A 17,610-nucleotide genomic window follows, 5' to 3' on the forward strand; every position below is an offset into this window, starting at 1 on the left:
GGTATGCGGCCGGTTGTCGGTGGCGGGTCGTAGGGTCGGGGTCATGAGTACGAGCGAGCGGGTGCCGGCCGAGCCGCGGGCGCCCATGTCGTTGTCGCCCTCGCGGGCGAGCGACTTCATGCAGTGTCCGCTGCTGTACCGGTTCCGGGTGATCGACCGGCTGCCGGAGAAGCCGAGTCCGGCGGCGACCCGGGGCACGCTGGTGCACGCCGTGCTCGAGCGGCTCTTCGACGATCCGGCGGCGGAGCGGACGGCGCCGCGGGCGAAGGCGATGGTGCCGGGGCAGTGGGAGCGGCTCCTGGAGTCGAAGCCGGAGCTGGGCGAGCTGTTCGCGGAGGATCCGGACGGGGAGCGGCTTGCGGGCTGGCTGGGCGAGGCGGAGCGGCTGGTCGAGCGGTGGTTCACGCTGGAGGACCCGACGCGCCTGGAGCCGGCCGAGCGCGAGCTGTTCGTGGAGACGGAGCTGGACTCGGGGCTGCGGCTGCGCGGGGTGATCGACCGGATCGACGTGACGCCCTCGGGCGACGTGCGGATCGTCGACTACAAGACGGGGAAGGCGCCCCGGCCGGAGTACCGGGACGGCGCGCTGTTCCAGATGACCTTCTACGCCCTCGTGGTGCGGCGGCTGAGGGGCGTGGTCCCCCGGCGGCTCCAGCTGGTGTACCTGGGCAGCGGGGAGGTGCTGACGTACGACCCGGTGGAGGCGGACCTGCTGCGGGTGGAGCGGAAGCTGCTCGCGCTGTGGGAGGCGATCCGGCTGGCGACGGAGACGGGCGACTGGCGGCCGCGGCCGACGAAGCTGTGCGGCTGGTGCGACCACCGGGCGGTCTGCCCGGAGTTCGGCGGGACTCCCCCGGTCTATCCGCTGGAGATCGTTTCGGTGCGGCCGCCGGAGTCGGACGAATCCGGGCAGGGCAGAATGGAACCGGCCCCGCCCGCGCCGTAGGGGCTCGCTCGCACCTCGGGGGCCGGCCCGGCCGTGAATCCCGTGTGTCCAGCCCCGTGAAGGAGCCCCTGTGACGATCCGCGTCCTCCTGGTCGACGACCAGCCGCTGTTGCGCACCGGCTTCCGGATGATTCTGGAGGCGGAGCAGGACATCGCGGTGGTGGGTGAGGCCGGGGACGGCCTCCAGGCGCAGGAGCAGGTGCGCGCCCTCCAGCCGGACGTGGTGCTCATGGACATCCGGATGCCGCGGATGGACGGGGTGGAGGCGACCCGGCAGATCACGGGTCCGGGCCGGGACGGTCCGGCGAAGGTCCTCGTCCTGACCACCTTCGACCTCGACGAGTACGTGGTGGAGGCGCTGCGGGCCGGTGCGAGCGGCTTCCTCCTGAAGGACGCCCCGGCGAACGAGCTGGTGCAGGCGATCCGGGTGGTGGCCGCGGGCGAGGCGATGCTGGCGCCGTCGATCACGCGCCGGCTGCTCGACAAGTACTCGGCGCACCTGCCGACGGGCGAGGAGCGGATGCCGGACGCGCTGAGCACCCTGACCGACCGTGAGGTGGAGGTGCTGAAGCTGGTGGCGCGGGGCCTGTCGAACGCGGAGATCGCGGCGGACCTGTTCGTCAGCGAGACGACGGTGAAGACGCACGTGGGCCATGTGCTGACGAAGCTGCGGCTGCGGGACCGGGTGCAGGCGGCGGTGTACGCGTACGAGAGCGGTCTGGTGCGGCCCGGCGGCAACCAGTAGCGGACGACGGAGGGGCCCGGCGCGGGTGCGCCGGGCCCCTCCCGTCGTGGGGAGACGTTTCTCCGTCAGCTCTTGCGGAGTTCCCAGAAGCGGAAGACGGTCGAGGCGTCGAGAGTCCATTCGAGGCCGGTGACGCCCGTGCGGGAGACGGCGTACTGCTTGCCCTGCCAGAGCGGCAGCACGGGCAGTTCCTCGGCGACGATGTCCTGGAGCTTCCCGTACTCGTCGGCGGTGCCGGCGCGGTCGGCCGCGGCGGCCGTCTTCGGGAGGAGGCCGCCGGTGATCTCGGTGTTCTCGTAGTGGTTGCCGAGGACGTTGCCCTCGCCGAAGAAGGGGGCGGTGAAGTTGTCGGCGTCGGGGTAGTCCGGGACCCAGCCCTTGACGTAGACGCCGTACTTGCCGGCCGCGATGTCCTTCTCGTACTGCTCGAAGGCGACGGACTCGACGTCGGCCTCGAAGAGTCCGCTGGCGTTGAGCTGGCCGGCTATGGCCTTGAGCTCCTGGTCGGTGGCCGGGCCGTAGCGGCTGGGGGTGGACCAGAGGGTGAGCTTCACCTTGTCGGTGATGCCGGCCGCGCGCAGGGCCTTCTTCGCCTTGGCGGCGTCGGGGGCGCCGTAGGCGTCGTAGAAGGCGGTGTTGTGGCCGTTGATGCCGGCCGGGACGATCGAGTAGAGCGGGGTGGCCGTTGACTTGTAGACGCCCTCGACGAGCGCCTCGCGGTCGACGAGGTGGGCGATGGCCTGCCGGACGCCGAGCTTGCCGACGACCGGGTCCTTCATGTTGAAGACGAGGTGCTGGACCTCGGCGCTGCTGCCCTGGATGACCTCGATGCCCCGGTCGTCGGTGCTCTCGGAGGTCTCCAGGGCGGAGATGTCGTCGGCGGAGAGGCCTCGGTAGGCCACGTCGACCTGGTCGTCGGCGAGGGCCTTGGCGAGGGCGGAGCGGTCGCCCTTGTAGAGCTTGAGGGTGATCGCGTCGCTCTTGCGCTCGGCGTTGCCGTGGTAGGAGGAGTTGGCGGAGAAGGTGGCCTCGGTGTCGCTGAGGGAGTCCAGCCGGTAGGGGCCGGAGCCGGTCGCCTTCCCGTCGGTGCGCAGCGCGTCGGCGGGGTACTCGCGGTGGTCGACGATGGAGCCGGCGCCGGAGGCGATCTTGCTGGGGAAGGTGGCGTCGGGGACCTTGAGGCGGAAGACGACGGTCTTCTCGTCGGGGGTCTCGATGGTGTCGATGCCGGCGAGCAGGGGCGCCGGGCCGTTCGGGTCGGCGATCTTGATGGCCCGCTCGAAGGAGTACTTGACGTCCTCCGAGGTGAGCTTGTTGCCGTTGGAGAAGGTGAGGCCGTCCCGCAGGGTGCAGGTGTAGACCTTGCTGCCGGCGGAGAAGGCGCACTCGTCGGCGGCCTCGGGCTCGGGTTCGAGACCGCCCTTGGGGAAGGCCAGGAGGGACTGGAAGACGTTGTTGAACAGCAGCCAGGAGCCGGGGTCGTAGCCGGCCGCCGGGTCGGTGGCGAGGATCTCGTCGGACATGCCGACGCGTATGCCGTCACCGGAACCGCCGGAGCCGCCGCCCTGTTCGGTGCCGCAGCCGCTGAGGAGGGCGGCGGACAGGCCGGCGGCGAGCGGAGCCGTCAGCCACTTGTTGTGTGCCTTCACAGTCGTGCCTCTTGATCTCTTGCCAGACCGGCCGCGCGGGCGCGCGGCCGGGACAACGAAGGGGTCAGGCGGTGCCGCGACCCAGTTCCCAGAGCAGCAGGTCGGAGGAGGTGTTGAGCGCGTACTCGACTCCGGTGAGGTCGTTGCGGGCGGCAACGTACTGCTTGCCCTGCCACAGGGGCAGGACGGGGACGTCCTCGGCGACGATCTTCTGGATCTGCGCGTAGACGGGGGCCGCGGCGGTGCGGTCGGCCTGGCGGCGCGAGCGCGGGATGAGCTGGTCGCGGACGACCTTGTTCACGTACGGCGTGTTGAGGAAGTTGTCGCTGTCCAGGAAGGGCGCGATGTAGTTGTCCGGGTCCGGGTAGTCGGGGAACCAGCCGAGACCGTAGACGGCGTAGTCGCCGCGCTTCTGGGCGGTGCGGAAGGTGGACCACTCGGTGCCCTCGACGGTGACCTCGAAGAGCTCGCTGGCGGTGAGCTGCTTGCCGAGCGCCTCGAACTCCTGGGCGGTCTCGGCGCCGTAGTGGTCGGTGGTGTAGTTCAGGGTCACCTTGACGGGGGTCTTGATGCCCGCCTTGTCGAGGATCCGGGCGGCCCGGTCGCGGTCGGGCTCGCCGTACGCGTCGAAGAAGGGGGTGGCGTGGCCGGTGATGCTGGAGGGGATCAGCGAGTAGAGCGGCTGGGCGGTGGGGCCGTAGACCAGGTTGACCAGGGCGCCCCGGTCGACGACGGCGGCCATGGCCTGGCGCACGGCCTTCTGCTCGACGGAGGGGGCCTTGGTGTTGAAGCCGAGGTAGCGGATCTCCAGGCCGGGGACCTCGACCATCTGGATGCCGTCCTTGGGCTTCTCGGTGAAGTCCTTGATCTGCTTCTGCGACAGGGAGCGGGCCACCATGTCGATGTCGTCGCTCTCCAGGGCCTCGCCCAGGGCGGTCGAGTCGGCGAAGGGGCGCAGTTCGATCTTGTCGTTGCGCAGGGTGATGTCGCCCTTGTACTTCGGGTTCTTGGTGAAGACGAAGCGGCCGGCCTTGTCGCCCTCGCGCTCGACCTTCACGGTGTACGGGCCCGAGCCGTCGACGTCGAAGCCGTCGCGGAGCCGGTCGGCGGCGTACTTGTCCTTGCTGAGGATGCCGGCGACCGGGGTGGAGAGCTTGTACGGGAAGGTGGCGTCGGGGGTCTTGAGGTGGAAGACGATCCCGTCGGCGCCCTGGGTCTCGACGGTGTCGATGTTCGAGAGGAGGGCGGCCGTTCCGTTGTCCGACTTGATCTTCAGGACGCGCTCGATGGAGTACTTGACGTCCTCGGCGGTGACGGGGGTGCCGTCGGCGAAGGTGAGGCCGGCGCGGAGCGTGCAGCGGTAGCTCTCGCTGACCTTGTCGGAGAAGCCGCAGCTCTCGGCCGCCTCGGGGACGGGCTCGCCGCCCTCCCGGGGGACGTGCAGCAGGGTCTGGACGGTCTGCCGCAGGATGTTCCAGGCGCCGGTGTCGTAGGCGTAGGCCGGGTCGAGCGGGGCGGGGGCGTCCCCGGTCGCGATGAACTGGTCCGTGGTGCCGACCACGATGGCCCGGTCGCCCTCGGAACCGCCACAGGCGGCGAGCAGGGGGGCGAGCAGGCCGGCCACGGCCGGGAGCACCAGGGTCTTGCGGTTCATCGGGGACGATCTCCTCATCCGGCACTGGGTTGCAGCGGTCAGTGACACTCCGCCGCCTGCCGCCCGGTCGGGGCGGGAGCGATCGGGCCGGGTGTTGCGATCGGTCCTGTGTTCACGGCGACTTGGGTGTGCGCCGGTGCACGCGGTTATGCGGCGAAGTACTCGCGAAAGATTAGTGCGCCGGGCCCCTATTGCCGGACCACCGCCGGTGCCCGGGGTAATCGCACAGTGATCATGAATGCGTGCGGTTCGATAGTCATGCGCCGGACGATGCGGACGGTCGCGAGCGAATCGGGCACATGGTGACACCCAGAAGCACTCATTCCGGACGATGAACGGAAACAGGCCATCTGCCGCCCGGCACTCTGCGTGACCAAGGTCACGCGGAGGCCTTTTCGGCAAATGGCCTGATCGGTTTCCCGCGGGAAAGCTCTGCGAAAGCTCAGATTCCCGTGATCAGCGTACGGAGAAAGGGCACGTCGACCTCTTCGAGCGAGCGCACGACGACCCGGCCCGGGGAGGGCGCGATCGGGGTGACGGAGGGCACGGCGACGACCCGGCAGCCCGCCGCCTCGGCCGCCGCGACACCGGTCGCCGTGTCCTCGACGACGGCGCAGAGCGTGGGGTCGGCCCCGACCCCCTCGGCGGCCGCGAGGTACGGATCGGGGTGCGGCTTGGTCCGTACGACCTCGTCCCCGGCGACGGTGAGGGAGAAGCGGTCGCGGCCCAGCGAGGCGAGGACCCGGTCGATGATCCGGCGGTGCGAGGCGGAGACCAGGGCGGTGGGGATGGAGTGCCGGGCCAGCTCGGAGAGGAGCCGATCGGCGCCGGGCATGAGCGGGACGCCCCGCTCGATCCGCTGCTCGAACTTCTCGTTGAGGAGGACGGTCAGCTCGGGGAGGGTGATGTCGGCGCCGGTGGACTCGATGAGGTAGCCGGCGCTGCGGGTCATCGGCCCGCCGACCACCACGTCCCGCCAGGCCTCGTCGAGCCGGTGCCCGAGGTCGGCGAAGACCTCGACCTCCGCGTCCCACCAGAAGCCCTCCGTGTCGACGAGGGTCCCGTCCATGTCGAGGAAGACCGCCTGGAGGGCGGAGCTGCCGTTCGTACGGAACAGGGACGCGGGAACCGTACTGGTCATCCGGCACACCTCCATGAAGGGACGAGAAGGCCGGTCTTCCTCGCCGTGCGGGAGGAGGACCGGCCTGCTGGACGGACAAGTGTACGTCCCGATCACCGGAAACGCGTCCCTTTTCGCACTGCGGCTTGACGCGGGGTCAGCGCGCGGTCACCGTGCGTTGAAGTACTTCGCCTCCGGGTGGTGGATGACGATGGCGTCGGTGGACTGCTCGGGGTGGAGCTGGAACTCCTCCGAGAGGTGGACGCCGATCCGCTCCGGCCGCAGCAGGTCCGCGATCTTGGCGCGGTCCTCCAGGTCGGGGCAGGCGCCGTAGCCGAGGGAGAAGCGGGCGCCGCGGTACTTGAGCGCGAACATGTCCTCGACGTCGGCCGGGTCCTCGCCGGCGAAGCCCAGTTCGGCGCGGACGCGGGCGTGCCAGTACTCGGCGAGGGCCTCGGCGAGCTGGACGGAGAGGCCGTGGAGCTCCAGGTAGTCGCGGTAGGAGTCGGACTCGAAGAGCTTGGCCGTGGCCTCGCCGATCCTCGAGCCCACGGTGACGACCTGGAGGCCGACGACGTCGGTCTCGCCGGACTCCTCCGGGCGGAAGAAGTCCGCGAGGCAGAGGCGGCGGCCCCGGCGCTGGCGGGGGAAGGAGAAGCGGGTCCGCTCGTTGCCGCCCTCGTCCAGGATGATCAGGTCGTCGCCCTTGGAGACGCAGGGGAAGTAGCCGTGCACGACGGCCGCCTCCAGGAGGTTCTCGGTGTGGAGGCGCTCCAGCCAGCCGCGCAGCCGGGGCCGGCCCTCGGTCTCCACCAGCTCCTCGTACGCCGGTCCGTCGCCGGCCCGGTTCTGCTTGAGGCCCCACTGGCCCTTGAAGAGGGCGCCCTCGTCGAGCCAGGAGGCGTAGTCCTTGAGCGGGATGCCCTTGACGACGCGGGTGCCCCAGAACGGCGGGGTGGGCACCGGGTTGTCGGTGGCGACGTCCGAGCGGCCGCCGGGCTCCGGCTCCTCGACCCGGAGCGCGGCCGCGTCCCGCTTGGGCACCCGGCGCTGCTTGAGCTCGGGGAGCGCGGCTCCGGGCACTCCGCGCTTGACGGCGATGAGGGCGTCCATGAGGCGCAGGCCCTCGAAGGCGTCGCGGGCGTAGCGGACCTCGCCCTGGTAGATCTCGTGGAGGTCCTGCTCGACGTAGGCGCGGGTCAGGGCGGCGCCGCCGAGGATCACGGGGTACCTGGCGGCCAGCTCGCGCTGGTTGAGCTCCTCCAGGTTCTCCTTCATGATCACGGTGGACTTCACCAGGAGGCCGGACATGCCGATGACGTCGGCGTTGTGCTGCTCGGCGGCCTCCAGGATGGCGGAGACGGGCTGCTTGATGCCGATGTTGACGACGTTGTAGCCGTTGTTGGACAGGATGATGTCCACGAGGTTCTTGCCGATGTCGTGGACGTCGCCGCGCACGGTGGCCAGGACGATGGTGCCCTTGCCCTCGGCGTCGGACTTCTCCATGTGCGGTTCGAGGTGGGCGACGGCCGTCTTCATGACCTCGGCGGACTGGAGCACGAACGGCAGCTGCATCTGGCCGGAGCCGAACAGCTCGCCGACCACCTTCATGCCGTCCAGGAGGGTGTCGTTGACGATGTCGAGGGCCGGGGTGGTGGTCAGGGCCTCGTCGAGGTCGGCCTCCAGGCCGTTCTTCTCCCCGTCGATGATCCGCCGCTTCAGGCGCTCCTCCAGCGGCAGCGCGGCCAGTTCCTCGGCCTTGCCGGCCTTGAGGGACTTGGTGGTGGCTCCCTCGAAGAGGGCCATCAGCTTCTGCAGCGGGTCGTAGCCCTCCGCGCGCCGGTCGTGGATCAGGTCGAGCGCGGTGGTGACCTGCTCGTCGTCGAAGCGGGCGATGGGCAGGATCTTGGAGGCGTGCACGATCGCCGAGTCCAGACCCGCCTTCACGCACTCGTCCAGGAAGACGGAGTTCAGCAGGATGCGGGCGGCCGGGTTGAGGCCGAAGGAGATGTTCGACAGGCCCAGCGTGGTCTGCACGTCGGGGTGGCGGCGCTTGAGTTCGCGGATCGCCTCGATGGTGGCGATGCCGTCCTTGCGGGACTCCTCCTGACCGGTGCAGATGGTGAAGGTCAGGGTGTCGATGAGGATGTCCGACTCCTGGATCCCCCAGTTGCCGGTCAGATCCTCGATGAGGCGCTCGGCGATGGCGACCTTGTGCTCGACGGTGCGGGCCTGGCCCTCCTCGTCGATGGTCAGCGCGATCAGGGCCGCGCCGTGCTCCTGGGCCAGGCGGGTGACCTTGGCGAAGCGGGACTCGGGCCCGTCGCCGTCCTCGTAGTTCACCGAGTTGATGACGGCCCGGCCGCCGAGCTTCTCCAGGCCGGCCCGGATGACCTCGACCTCGGTGGAGTCCAGGACGATCGGGAGGGTGGAGGCGGTGGCGAAGCGCCCCGCCAGCTCCTCCATGTCCGCGACGCCGTCGCGGCCGACGTAGTCCACGCAGAGGTCGAGCATGTGCGCGCCCTCGCGGATCTGGTCCCGGGCCATCTCCACGCAGTCGTCCCAGCGGGCCTCCAGCATGGCCTCGCGGAACTTCTTCGAGCCGTTGGCGTTGGTGCGCTCGCCGATCGCCATGTACGAGGTGTCCTGGCGGAACGGCACCGTCTGGTAGAGCGAGGCGGCGCCCGGCTCCGGACGCGGCTCGCGGCCGGCGGGGGTCAGGCCGCGGACCCGCTCGACGACCTGCCGCAGGTGCTCCGGGGTCGTACCGCAGCAGCCGCCGATCAGGGAGAGGCCGTAGTCGCGGACGAAGTTCTCCTGGGCGTCGGCCAGCTCGGCCGGCGACAGCGGGTAGTGGGCGCCGTCCGAGGTCAGGACCGGCAGGCCGGCGTTCGGCATGCAGGAGAGCGGGATGCGGGAGTGGCGGGCGAGGTAGCGCAGGTGCTCGCTCATCTCGGCCGGACCGGTGGCGCAGTTCAGGCCGATCATGTCGATGCCGAGCGGCTCGAGGGCCGTCAGGGCGGCGCCGATCTCGGAACCGAGGAGCATCGTGCCGGTCGTCTCGACGGTGACGGACACGATCAGCGGCACGTCGGCGCCCAGCGCCTCCAGGGCGCGGCGGGCGCCGATCACGGACGCCTTGGTCTGGAGGAGGTCCTGCGTGGTCTCCACGATGAGCGCGTCCGCGCCGCCCGCGAGGAGGCCCTCGGCGTTCTGCTGGTAGGCGTCGCGCAGGAGGGGGTACGGGGCGTGGCCCAGGGTCGGCAGCTTGGTGCCGGGGCCGATCGAGCCGAGGACCCAGCGCTGGCGGCCGGTGGAGGCGGTGAACTCGTCGGCCACCTCGCGGGCGATCCGGGCGCCCGCCTCGGACAGCTCGTGGACGCGCTCGGGGATGTCGTACTCCCCCAGGGCGGCGTGGTTGGCGCCGAAGGTGTTGGTCTCGACGCAGTCGACGCCGGCGGAGAAGTACTCCTGGTGGACCGAACGGACGATGTCGGGCCGGGTGACGTTGAGGATCTCGTTGCACCCCTCGAGGTTCTGGAAGTCCTCGAGGGTGGGGTCCTGGGCCTGGAGCATGGTTCCCATGGCTCCGTCGGCGACCACCACGCGGGTCGCGAGTGCCTCGCGGAGGGCGGCGGCGCGGCTCCGGGCGTCGCCGGGGGCGGGGGCGCTTCCTCCGGAGGCGGAGGCGGAAGGGGACGGCAACGAGGCCATGGGCGATCTCCCTGGGCTGCGACGGCTGTCGGCTTTGCACGCCCGGTGGAGCGTGCACGGAGCCAGCCTAACCATGCCCGGCCCGGGGTGGACACGGCGTCCCACGGGCCGGACGGCATCCTGTGTCCGGGGACTCCCGGTCCTGCCCCTCCTTGTCCGACACTGTGAAATGTGACGGAAGGTCGGCATCGGCCGATAGTGTTCAGCATTGTCGAACAGCGCGAGAGGAATAGGGGCCGGGCGATGGCTAAGAACATCCAGTCGCTTGAAAGAGCGGCGGCCATGCTGCGACTGCTCGCGGGCGGCGAGCGCCGGCTCGGCCTGTCCGACATCGCGTCGTCGCTCGGACTCGCCAAGGGGACGGCCCACGGGATCCTGCGCACCCTCCAGGCGGAGGGCTTCGTGGAGCAGGAGGCGGCCTCGGGCCGCTACCAGCTGGGCGCGGAGCTGCTGCGGCTCGGGAACAGCTACCTGGACGTGCACGAGCTGCGGGCGCGGGCGCTCGTCTGGACGGACGACCTGGCGCGGTCCAGCGGCGAGAGCGTGCACCTGGGGGTGCTGCACCAGCGGGGCGTGCTGATCGTGCACCACGTCTTCCGGCCGGACGACAGCCGTCAGGTCCTGGAGGTGGGGGCCATGCAGCCGCTGCACTCCACGGCCCTGGGCAAGGTGCTCTCGGCGTACGACCCGGTGGCGCACAGCGAGGTGCTGGAGGTCGAGCGGGAGGCGTTCACGCCCCGGACGACGACGGCGCTCGGGGACTTCGAGACGCTGCTCGACACGGTGCGGGCCCGGGGCTGGGCGGCGGACGTGGAGGAGACCTGGGAGGGCGTGGCGTCGGTGGCGGCGCCGATCCACGACCGGCGGCGGATGCCGGTGGGCGCGGTGGCGGTGACGGGCGCGGTGGAGCGGCTCCGCCCGGACGGCGAGCTGCGGCCGGAGCTGGTGGCGGCGGTGCGGGACTGCGCCCGGGCGGTCTCCCGGGACCTGGGGGCCGGCCGCTTCTGAGGCTCCGGCCGCTTCCTCCCGGGGCGCCCCGCACCCTCTCCCCGGACCTTCCGCCTTCTTCCCACCCCTCCCCCCGCACCCCTTTCCGACCCGCCGGTAACGATCGCGTCATCGGCGGGTTTTTCGCTTCCCGGACCCTTGACGCGCTGTTGACCCGAGGGCAAAACTTCCGTTCACCGGTCGGCATTGCCGAACACCTACCGGCAATACGCGCTAGAGTGTGGCAGTGCCAAGGGCCGGCAACGCCCTCAACACGAGGGTGCGGACCATCGGAGGGACCCGTGGTTCGCCTTCCCCTGGACGAAGGACAAAGGAGTCGCGGGTGTCCAGCTCCGACATCTTCCTCGGCGAGACCATCGGTACCGCCGTACTCATCCTGCTCGGCGGTGGCGTGTGCGCCGCCGTCACGCTCAAGAGCTCCAAGGCGCGCGGCGCCGGCTGGCTCGCGATCACCTTCGGGTGGGGCTTCGCCGTCATGACGGCCGTCTACATGACGGCTTCCCTCTCGGGCGCCCATCTGAACCCCGCCGTCACGGTCGGCATCGCGATCAAGGACGGGGCCTGGGGCGACGTGCCCGTCTACTTCGCCGGCCAGCTGCTCGGCGCGATGATCGGCGCGGCGCTGGTCTGGGTGGCCTACTACGGCCAGTTCCGGGCCCACCTCACGGACCCGGAGACCCTCGGCGAGACGCCGATCGAGGGCCCCGGCCCGGTGCTCGGGATCTTCTCCACGGGCCCCGAGATCCGCAACACCTGGCAGAACCTGGCCACCGAGGTCATCGGCACCGTCGTACTCGTGCTCGCCGTGCTCACCCAGGGTCTCAACGACAGCGGCAAGGGCCTCGGCACCCTGGGCGCCCTGATCACCGCCTTCGTCGTGGTCTCCATCGGCCTCTCGCTCGGCGGCCCGACCGGTTACGCCATCAACCCGGCCCGCGACCTCGGCCCGCGCATCGTGCACGCCCTGCTGCCGCTGCCGAACAAGGGCGGCTCCGACTGGGGCTACGCCTGGATCCCGGTGGTCGGTCCGCTGATCGGCGGCGCCCTCGCCGCGGGTATCTACACCATCGCGTTCGCCTGAGCCGTCCTTCTTCCAGACCTCCCTTGGAGCACACCGTGACCGACGCCCACACCTCCGGCCCCTTCATCGCCGCCATCGACCAGGGCACCACCTCGTCCCGCTGCATCGTCTTCGACAAGGACGGCCGGATCGTCTCCGTCGACCAGAAGGAGCACGAGCAGATCTTCCCGAAGCCGGGCTGGGTGGAGCACGACGCCGCCGAGATCTGGACCAACGTCCAGGAGGTCGTCGCCGGCGCCCTGGAGAAGGCGGAGATCACCGCCGCCGACGTCGAGGCCATCGGCATCACCAACCAGCGCGAGACCACGCTGCTGTGGGACAGGAACACCGGCGAGCCCGTCCACAACGCCCTCGTCTGGCAGGACACCCGCACCGACACCCTCTGCAAGGAGCTCGGCCGCAACGTCGGCCAGGACCGCTTCCGCCGCGAGACCGGCCTCCCCCTCGCCTCGTACTTCTCCGGCCCCAAGGTCCGCTGGCTGCTCGACAACGTCGAGGGCCTGCGCGAGCGCGCCGAGCGCGGCGACATCCTCTTCGGCACCATGGACTCCTGGGTCATCTGGAACCTGACCGGCGGCGTCGACGGCGGCGTGCACGTCACCGACGTCACCAACGCCTCCCGCACCATGCTGATGAACCTCCACGAGATGGCGTGGGACGAGCGCATCCTGCACTCCATGGACGTCCCGGCCGCCGTACTGCCGGAGATCCGTTCCTCCGCCGAGGTGTACGGCACGGTCAAGGGCGGCGTCCTCGACGGCGTCCCGGTCGCCTCCGCGCTCGGCGACCAGCAGGCCGCCCTGTTCGGCCAGACGTGTTTCGCCGAGGGCGAGGCCAAGTCCACGTACGGCACCGGCACCTTCATGCTGATGAACACCGGCGACAAGGTGATCAACTCCTACAGCGGCCTGCTGACCACGGTCGGCTACCGGATCGGCGACGAGAAGCCGGTCTACGCCCTGGAGGGCTCGATCGCCGTCACCGGCTCCCTGGTGCAGTGGATGCGCGACCAGATGGGCCTGATCAAGTCCGCCGCCGAGATCGAGACCCTCGCGTCCTCGGTCGAGGACAACGGCGGCGCCTACTTCGTCCCGGCCTTCTCCGGCCTGTTCGCCCCGTACTGGCGCTCCGACGCGCGCGGTGTCATCGCCGGCCTCACCCGGTACGTCACCAAGGCGCACATCGCCCGCGCCGTCCTGGAGGCCACCGCCTGGCAGACCCGCGAGATCGCCGACGCCATGACGAAGGACTCCGGCGTCGAGCTGACCGCGCTCAAGGTCGACGGCGGCATGACCTCCAACAACCTGCTGATGCAGACCCTCTCGGACTTCGTGGACGCGCCCGTCGTGCGCCCCATGGTCGCCGAGACCACCTGCCTCGGCGCCGCCTACGCCGCCGGCCTGGCCGTCGGCTTCTGGCCCGACACCGACGCGCTGCGCGCCAACTGGCGCCGGGCCGCCGAATGGACCCCCCGCATGGACGCCGACAAGCGCGACCGCGAGTACAAGAGCTGGCTGAAGGCCGTCGAGCGCTCCATGGGCTGGCTCGAAGACGAATCCGCCGAGCAGTGAGAGCCAGCAGTAAGAGCGAGCAGTAAGAGGAGCAAGCGACATGACCACCCTGCAGAGCGTCCCCGCCCTGGGGACGCGCCCGGCCGCCGGTTCCCTGCCGAGCCGCGCCGAGACCCGGGACCAGCTCTCCAAGGCGACGTACGACCTCCTGGTGGTCGGCGGCGGCATCCTGGGCATCTCCACCGCCTGGCACGCCGCGCAGTCGGGCCTGCGGGTGGCCCTGGTGGACGCCGGCGACTTCGCCGGCGCCACCTCCTCCGCCTCCTCGAAGCTGCTCCACGGCGGCCTGCGCTACCTGCAGACCGGCGCGGTGAAGCTGGTGGCGGAGAACCACTTCGAGCGGCGCGCGGTCTCCCGCCAGGTGGCCCCGCACCTCGCCAACCCCCTCACCTTCTACCTGCCCGTCTACAAGGGCGGCCCGCACGGCGCGGCCAAGCTGGGCGCCGGCGTCTTCGCGTACTCCGCCCTCTCCGCGTTCGGCGACGGCGTCGGCCACCTGCTCTCCCCCGCCAGGGCCGCGCAGGACGTGCCGGAGCTGCGGACCGACGGCCTGAAGGCCGTGGCCGTCTACGGCGACGACCAGATGAACGACGCCCGGATGGCGCTGATGACGGTCCGCGCCGCGGTCGACGCCGGCGCCACCGTCCTCAACCACGCCGAGGTCACCGGTCTGCGCTTCACCCGGGGCCGGGTCACCGGCGCCGAGCTGAAGGACCGCACCAGCGGCGACGAGTTCGGGGTGACCGCCCGCCTGGTCCTCAACGCGACCGGCCCGTGGGTCGACCACCTGCGGAAGATGGAGGACCCGAACGCGGCCCCCTCCATCCGCCTCTCCAAGGGCGCGCACCTGGTCCTGAAGCGGACCTCCCCGTGGAAGGCCGCGCTCGCCACCCCGATCGACAAGTACCGCATCACCTTCGCCCTCCCCTGGGAGGACATGCTGCTGCTCGGCACCACCGACGAGGAGTACGAGGGCGACCCCGGCCAGGTCGAGGTCACCGAGAAGGACACCGCCCAGATCCTGGACGAGGCCGCCTTCTCCATCCGCGACCAGCAGCTGTCGCGCGACCTGATCACGTACGCCTTCGCCGGTCTGCGGGTGCTCCCCGGCGGCCCCGGCGACACCTCGAAGGCCAAGCGCGAGACGGTCGTGACCGAGGGCCGCGGCGGGATGCTGTCGGTGGCCGGCGGCAAGTGGACGACCTTCCGCCACATCGGCCGCACGGTCATGAGGAAGCTGGAGCAGCTGCCCGGTCACCCGCTCGGCGAGGACTACGAGCCGGTGTCCGCGCTGCCGAAGCGGCTACCGCTGCCCGGCATAGCCAATCCGAACGCGGTCGCCCACCGGCTGCTCGTCGACGGCCCGGCGCCCGGTCCGCGCATGGCCGCCGACACCGCCAAGCACCTGGCGACGCACTACGGTTCGCTCTCCTTCGAGATCGCCCGCATGGCGAACGAGAACCCGGAGCTGGCCCGGCGCGTCCACCCGGACGCGCCGGAGATCTGGGCCCAGGTCGCCTACGCCCGCGACCACGAGTGGGCCGAGACCGCCGACGACGTGCTGCGCCGCCGCACGACGCTGACCATCCGCGGTCTGGCGACGGACGAGGTCCGCGCCGGGGTGGAGTCGATGCTGCGCAAGTAACACCCTTGGGAGCAGGGGCGGTTCCTCTTCCAGGGACCGCCCCTCCGGCGTGCCACATCCCGTCCACACGCCCGCAACACTCCGCGCGCAGAGTTGAAGCATGAAGTTTCAAGTGCTCACGATCGTCCACCACTCCCCGCACCCGCTCACCGGCGAACTGCTGTCCGCCGCCGACCGGTTGGAGCAGGTCGTCACGCTCGGCGAGACCGCCGAGCGGCTGGGCTTCGACGCGTACGCGGTGGGCGAGCGGCACGCGGGCCCGTTCCTCTCCTCGGCCCCGACCGTGCTGCTCGCCGCGCTCGCCGCCCGCACCACCCGGATCCGGCTCCTCACCGGCGTGACCGTGGTCGCGATCCTCGACCCGGTCCGGGTCGCCGAGGACTACGCCACGCTCGACCAGCTCTCCCGGGGCCGGATCGAACTCGTCGTCGGCAAGGGCGCGGAGGCCGGCCACTTCGACCTCTTCGGCCTGGACGAGGAGCGGCAGTGGGGCCTCCAGAAGGAGAAGTACGAGCTGCTCCGCCGGCTCTGGACGGAGGAGGGCGTCGACTGGGAGGGCGAGTTCCGGCCCGCCCTGAAGAACGTGACCACGGTCCCGCGCCCGTACGCCGGTCCGCCCCGGATCTGGCACGGCTCGGCCACCAGCCTCAACTCCCCCGAACTCGCGGCGAAGCACGGCGATCCGCTCTTCACCGCCAACGCGATCCAGCCCCGCGAGGCGTACGCGCGGCTCATCGCCCACTACCGCGAGAAGTTCGAGGAGTACGGGCACGACCCGGCCCACGCGCGGGTGGCGGCCGGTTCCGGCGGCCTGCTCGTCGCCGACACCCCCGAGCGGGCGGTCGCCCGTTACAAGGACCTGTACGAGGCGAAGGTCCGGCAGAGCTTCCGGCCGCACCTGGAGGGGAAGGCGGGGTACAACACCCCGTTCCGCACGATCGAGGAAGCCGTCGCGGACGGCCCCCAGCTGATCGGCTCGCCGCAGCAGATCATCGACAAGATCCTCGGCTACCACGAGCACTACGGGCACGACCTCCAGTCCGTCACGGTCGACACCTTCGGGCAGTCGACGGCCGAGCAGGCCGAGACGCTGCAGCGCTTCGCCGAGGAGATCGCGCCGGTGGTCCGGAGGGAGGCGCCCAGCACCCTCTGGGAGGAGTGACCCCGCCGTGTGCGGGGGTGAGTTCCTGGGTAGTCGATCAAGGCCGCACGGGTTTTCGGGGATGTCCGGGGGCTGCGGACGGACCGCCGGAAAGCCGTAAGGTTGGTCCGTACGACAGGAACTTCGAGAAGGAGGCGCTGGGTGATCGAGCTCGAGGGGGTGCCCGAGCTGATCGACCCGGTCATGGTGGCCGCGTTCGAGGGCTGGAACGACGCCGGGGACGCCGCCTCCACCGCGGTCGGTCATCTGGACCGGGAGTGGAAGGGCGAGGTGTTCGCGGCGCTCGACGCCGAGGACTACTACGACTTCCAGGTGAACCGGCCCACGGTCTTCCTGGAGAACGGCGTACGGAAGATCACCTGGCCGACGACCAGACTCTCGGTGGTCCGGGTGGGCGGCGACAAGCCCCGCGACCTGGTGCTCGTGCGCGGGATCGAACCCTCGATGCGCTGGCGCTCCTTCTGCAACGAGCTGCTCGGCTTCGCGCACGAGCTGGGCGTGGAGATGGTGGTGATCCTGGGCGCGCTGCTCGGCGACACCCCGCACACCCGGCCGGTCCCGGTCAGCGGGGTGACCTCCGACCCGGACCTGGCGCGCACGATGGACCTGGAGGAGACCCGGTACGAGGGCCCGACGGGCATCGTGGGCATCCTCCAGGAGGCGTGCACACACGCGGGCGTGCCGGCCGTGAGCCTGTGGGCGGCGGTGCCGCACTACGTGTCGCAGCCGCCGAACCCGAAGGCGACGCTGGCGCTGCTCAACCGCCTGGAGGACCTGATCGGGCTGCGCATCCCGCTGGGCGAGCTGCCCGAGGACGCGCGGGCCTGGCAGTTGGGCGTGGACCAGCTGGCCGCCGAGGACAGCGAGGTCGCCGAGTACGTGCAGACCCTGGAGGAGGCGCGGGACACCGCGGAGCTCCCGGAGGCGTCCGGCGAGGCGATCGCCCGTGAGTTCGAGCGGTATCTGCGGCGGCGCGAGCCGGGCACGGGGCCCGGTCCGGGGGTGGCGACGGAGGGCGGGGACTCCCCGTTCCTGCGCGACCCCGGCAGCGGCCGCACCCGCCCGCCGAAGCCGGAGCAGCCGGGGCCGGAGTCGGTTCCGGGGTCCGAGGCGGCTCCGGAAGCGGAGACGGAGCCGGAAGCGGGTGCGGATGCGGATGCGGATGCACCGGACGACGGGTCCGTTCCGGACGGGGGCGCCACGGGCGAGAACCCGTCCGGCAAGAATTCGCCCGGCGAGGGACCGTCCGGCGAGAGCCCGCTCGGCGAGGGCCCGGACGCCAGTGGCCCGGACGACGACTCCGGCAGGTGACAAG

At 71.0% G+C, this 17,610-nt stretch carries 12 protein-coding genes; 8 read left to right on the forward strand and 4 right to left on the reverse strand.

Going from position 1 to position 17,610, the window contains the following annotated elements:
• The first annotated feature begins 43 nt into the window (after positions 1-43).
• Positions 44-946 carry a RecB family exonuclease gene (locus tag ACFY7E_RS14820; protein ID WP_389484660.1) on the forward strand — a complete coding sequence of 301 codons (903 nt, stop codon included), beginning with the start codon at positions 44-46 and terminating at the stop codon, positions 944-946.
• A gap of 70 nt (positions 947-1,016) precedes the next feature.
• On the forward strand, positions 1,017-1,691 hold the full coding sequence (locus ACFY7E_RS14825; protein WP_389484661.1) for a response regulator: 675 nt from the start codon (positions 1,017-1,019) through the stop codon (positions 1,689-1,691).
• 65 nt (positions 1,692-1,756) lie between these two features.
• Here ACFY7E_RS14825 and ACFY7E_RS14830 read toward each other — a convergent pair whose 3' ends face one another.
• From ACFY7E_RS14830 to metH, 4 genes are all read right to left on the reverse strand, one after another.
• The gene (locus ACFY7E_RS14830; RefSeq protein WP_389484663.1) at positions 1,757-3,340 is read right to left on the reverse strand and encodes an ABC transporter substrate-binding protein; all 1,584 of its coding nucleotides are present in this window, start codon (positions 3,338-3,340) and stop codon (positions 1,757-1,759) included.
• A gap of 64 nt (positions 3,341-3,404) precedes the next feature.
• Complete coding sequence (locus ACFY7E_RS14835; protein ID WP_389484665.1) at positions 3,405-4,994, reverse strand: ABC transporter substrate-binding protein; 1,590 nt, start codon at positions 4,992-4,994, stop codon at positions 3,405-3,407.
• Between the two features lie 442 nt (positions 4,995-5,436).
• Positions 5,437-6,135: an HAD family hydrolase gene (locus tag ACFY7E_RS14840; protein WP_389484667.1), complete on the reverse strand. Its 699-nt coding sequence runs from the start codon at positions 6,133-6,135 to the stop codon at positions 5,437-5,439.
• 147 nt (positions 6,136-6,282) lie between these two features.
• Positions 6,283-9,828, reverse strand: coding sequence for a methionine synthase (gene metH / locus ACFY7E_RS14845; protein ID WP_389484669.1), 3,546 nt, complete (start codon positions 9,826-9,828; stop codon positions 6,283-6,285).
• A gap of 243 nt (positions 9,829-10,071) precedes the next feature.
• Between metH and ACFY7E_RS14850 the strand changes: the two genes are divergently transcribed.
• The 6 genes from ACFY7E_RS14850 to ACFY7E_RS14875 all read left to right on the forward strand — a co-directional run bounded on the left by ACFY7E_RS14850 (position 10,072) and on the right by ACFY7E_RS14875 (position 17,606).
• Positions 10,072-10,836, forward strand: coding sequence for an IclR family transcriptional regulator (locus ACFY7E_RS14850; RefSeq protein WP_125659000.1), 765 nt, complete (start codon positions 10,072-10,074; stop codon positions 10,834-10,836).
• 322 nt (positions 10,837-11,158) lie between these two features.
• Positions 11,159-11,917: an MIP/aquaporin family protein gene (locus tag ACFY7E_RS14855; protein ID WP_389484672.1), complete on the forward strand. Its 759-nt coding sequence runs from the start codon at positions 11,159-11,161 to the stop codon at positions 11,915-11,917.
• A gap of 35 nt (positions 11,918-11,952) precedes the next feature.
• Entirely contained in the window at positions 11,953-13,488 is a 1,536-nt protein-coding gene (gene glpK, locus ACFY7E_RS14860) for a glycerol kinase GlpK (RefSeq protein ID WP_383443716.1), read from the forward strand.
• Between the two features lie 40 nt (positions 13,489-13,528).
• A complete protein-coding gene (locus ACFY7E_RS14865; protein ID WP_389484675.1) occupies positions 13,529-15,133 on the forward strand; it encodes an FAD-dependent oxidoreductase in 1,605 nt (534 codons plus the stop codon).
• A 100-nt stretch (positions 15,134-15,233) separates the two neighbouring features.
• Positions 15,234-16,295: an LLM class flavin-dependent oxidoreductase gene (locus ACFY7E_RS14870; RefSeq protein WP_389484677.1), complete on the forward strand. Its 1,062-nt coding sequence runs from the start codon at positions 15,234-15,236 to the stop codon at positions 16,293-16,295.
• Between the two features lie 141 nt (positions 16,296-16,436).
• Positions 16,437-17,606, forward strand: a complete 1,170-nt coding sequence (locus tag ACFY7E_RS14875; protein ID WP_389484680.1) for a PAC2 family protein — start codon at positions 16,437-16,439, stop codon at positions 17,604-17,606.
• Positions 17,607-17,610: the final 4 nt, after the last annotated feature.

This window comes from Streptomyces sp. NPDC012825, from assembly GCF_042900925.1.
GTDB lineage: Bacteria > Actinomycetota > Actinomycetes > Streptomycetales > Streptomycetaceae > Streptomyces.

Bases quoted from the DNA above. Each gene is read 5' to 3' on its own strand.
- ACFY7E_RS14820 (WP_389484660.1), top strand. From the start codon at position 44: ATGAGTACGAGCGAGCGGGTGCCGGCCGAGCCGCGGGCGCCCATGTCG.
- ACFY7E_RS14835 (WP_389484665.1), bottom strand. From the start codon at position 4,994: ATGAACCGCAAGACCCTGGTGCTCCCGGCCGTGGCCGGCCTGCTCGCC.
- ACFY7E_RS14840 (WP_389484667.1), bottom strand. From the start codon at position 6,135: ATGACCAGTACGGTTCCCGCGTCCCTGTTCCGTACGAACGGCAGCTCC.
- metH (WP_389484669.1), bottom strand. From the start codon at position 9,828: ATGGCCTCGTTGCCGTCCCCTTCCGCCTCCGCCTCCGGAGGAAGCGCC.
- ACFY7E_RS14850 (WP_125659000.1), top strand. From the start codon at position 10,072: ATGGCTAAGAACATCCAGTCGCTTGAAAGAGCGGCGGCCATGCTGCGA.
- ACFY7E_RS14865 (WP_389484675.1), top strand. From the start codon at position 13,529: ATGACCACCCTGCAGAGCGTCCCCGCCCTGGGGACGCGCCCGGCCGCC.
- ACFY7E_RS14870 (WP_389484677.1), top strand. From the start codon at position 15,234: ATGAAGTTTCAAGTGCTCACGATCGTCCACCACTCCCCGCACCCGCTC.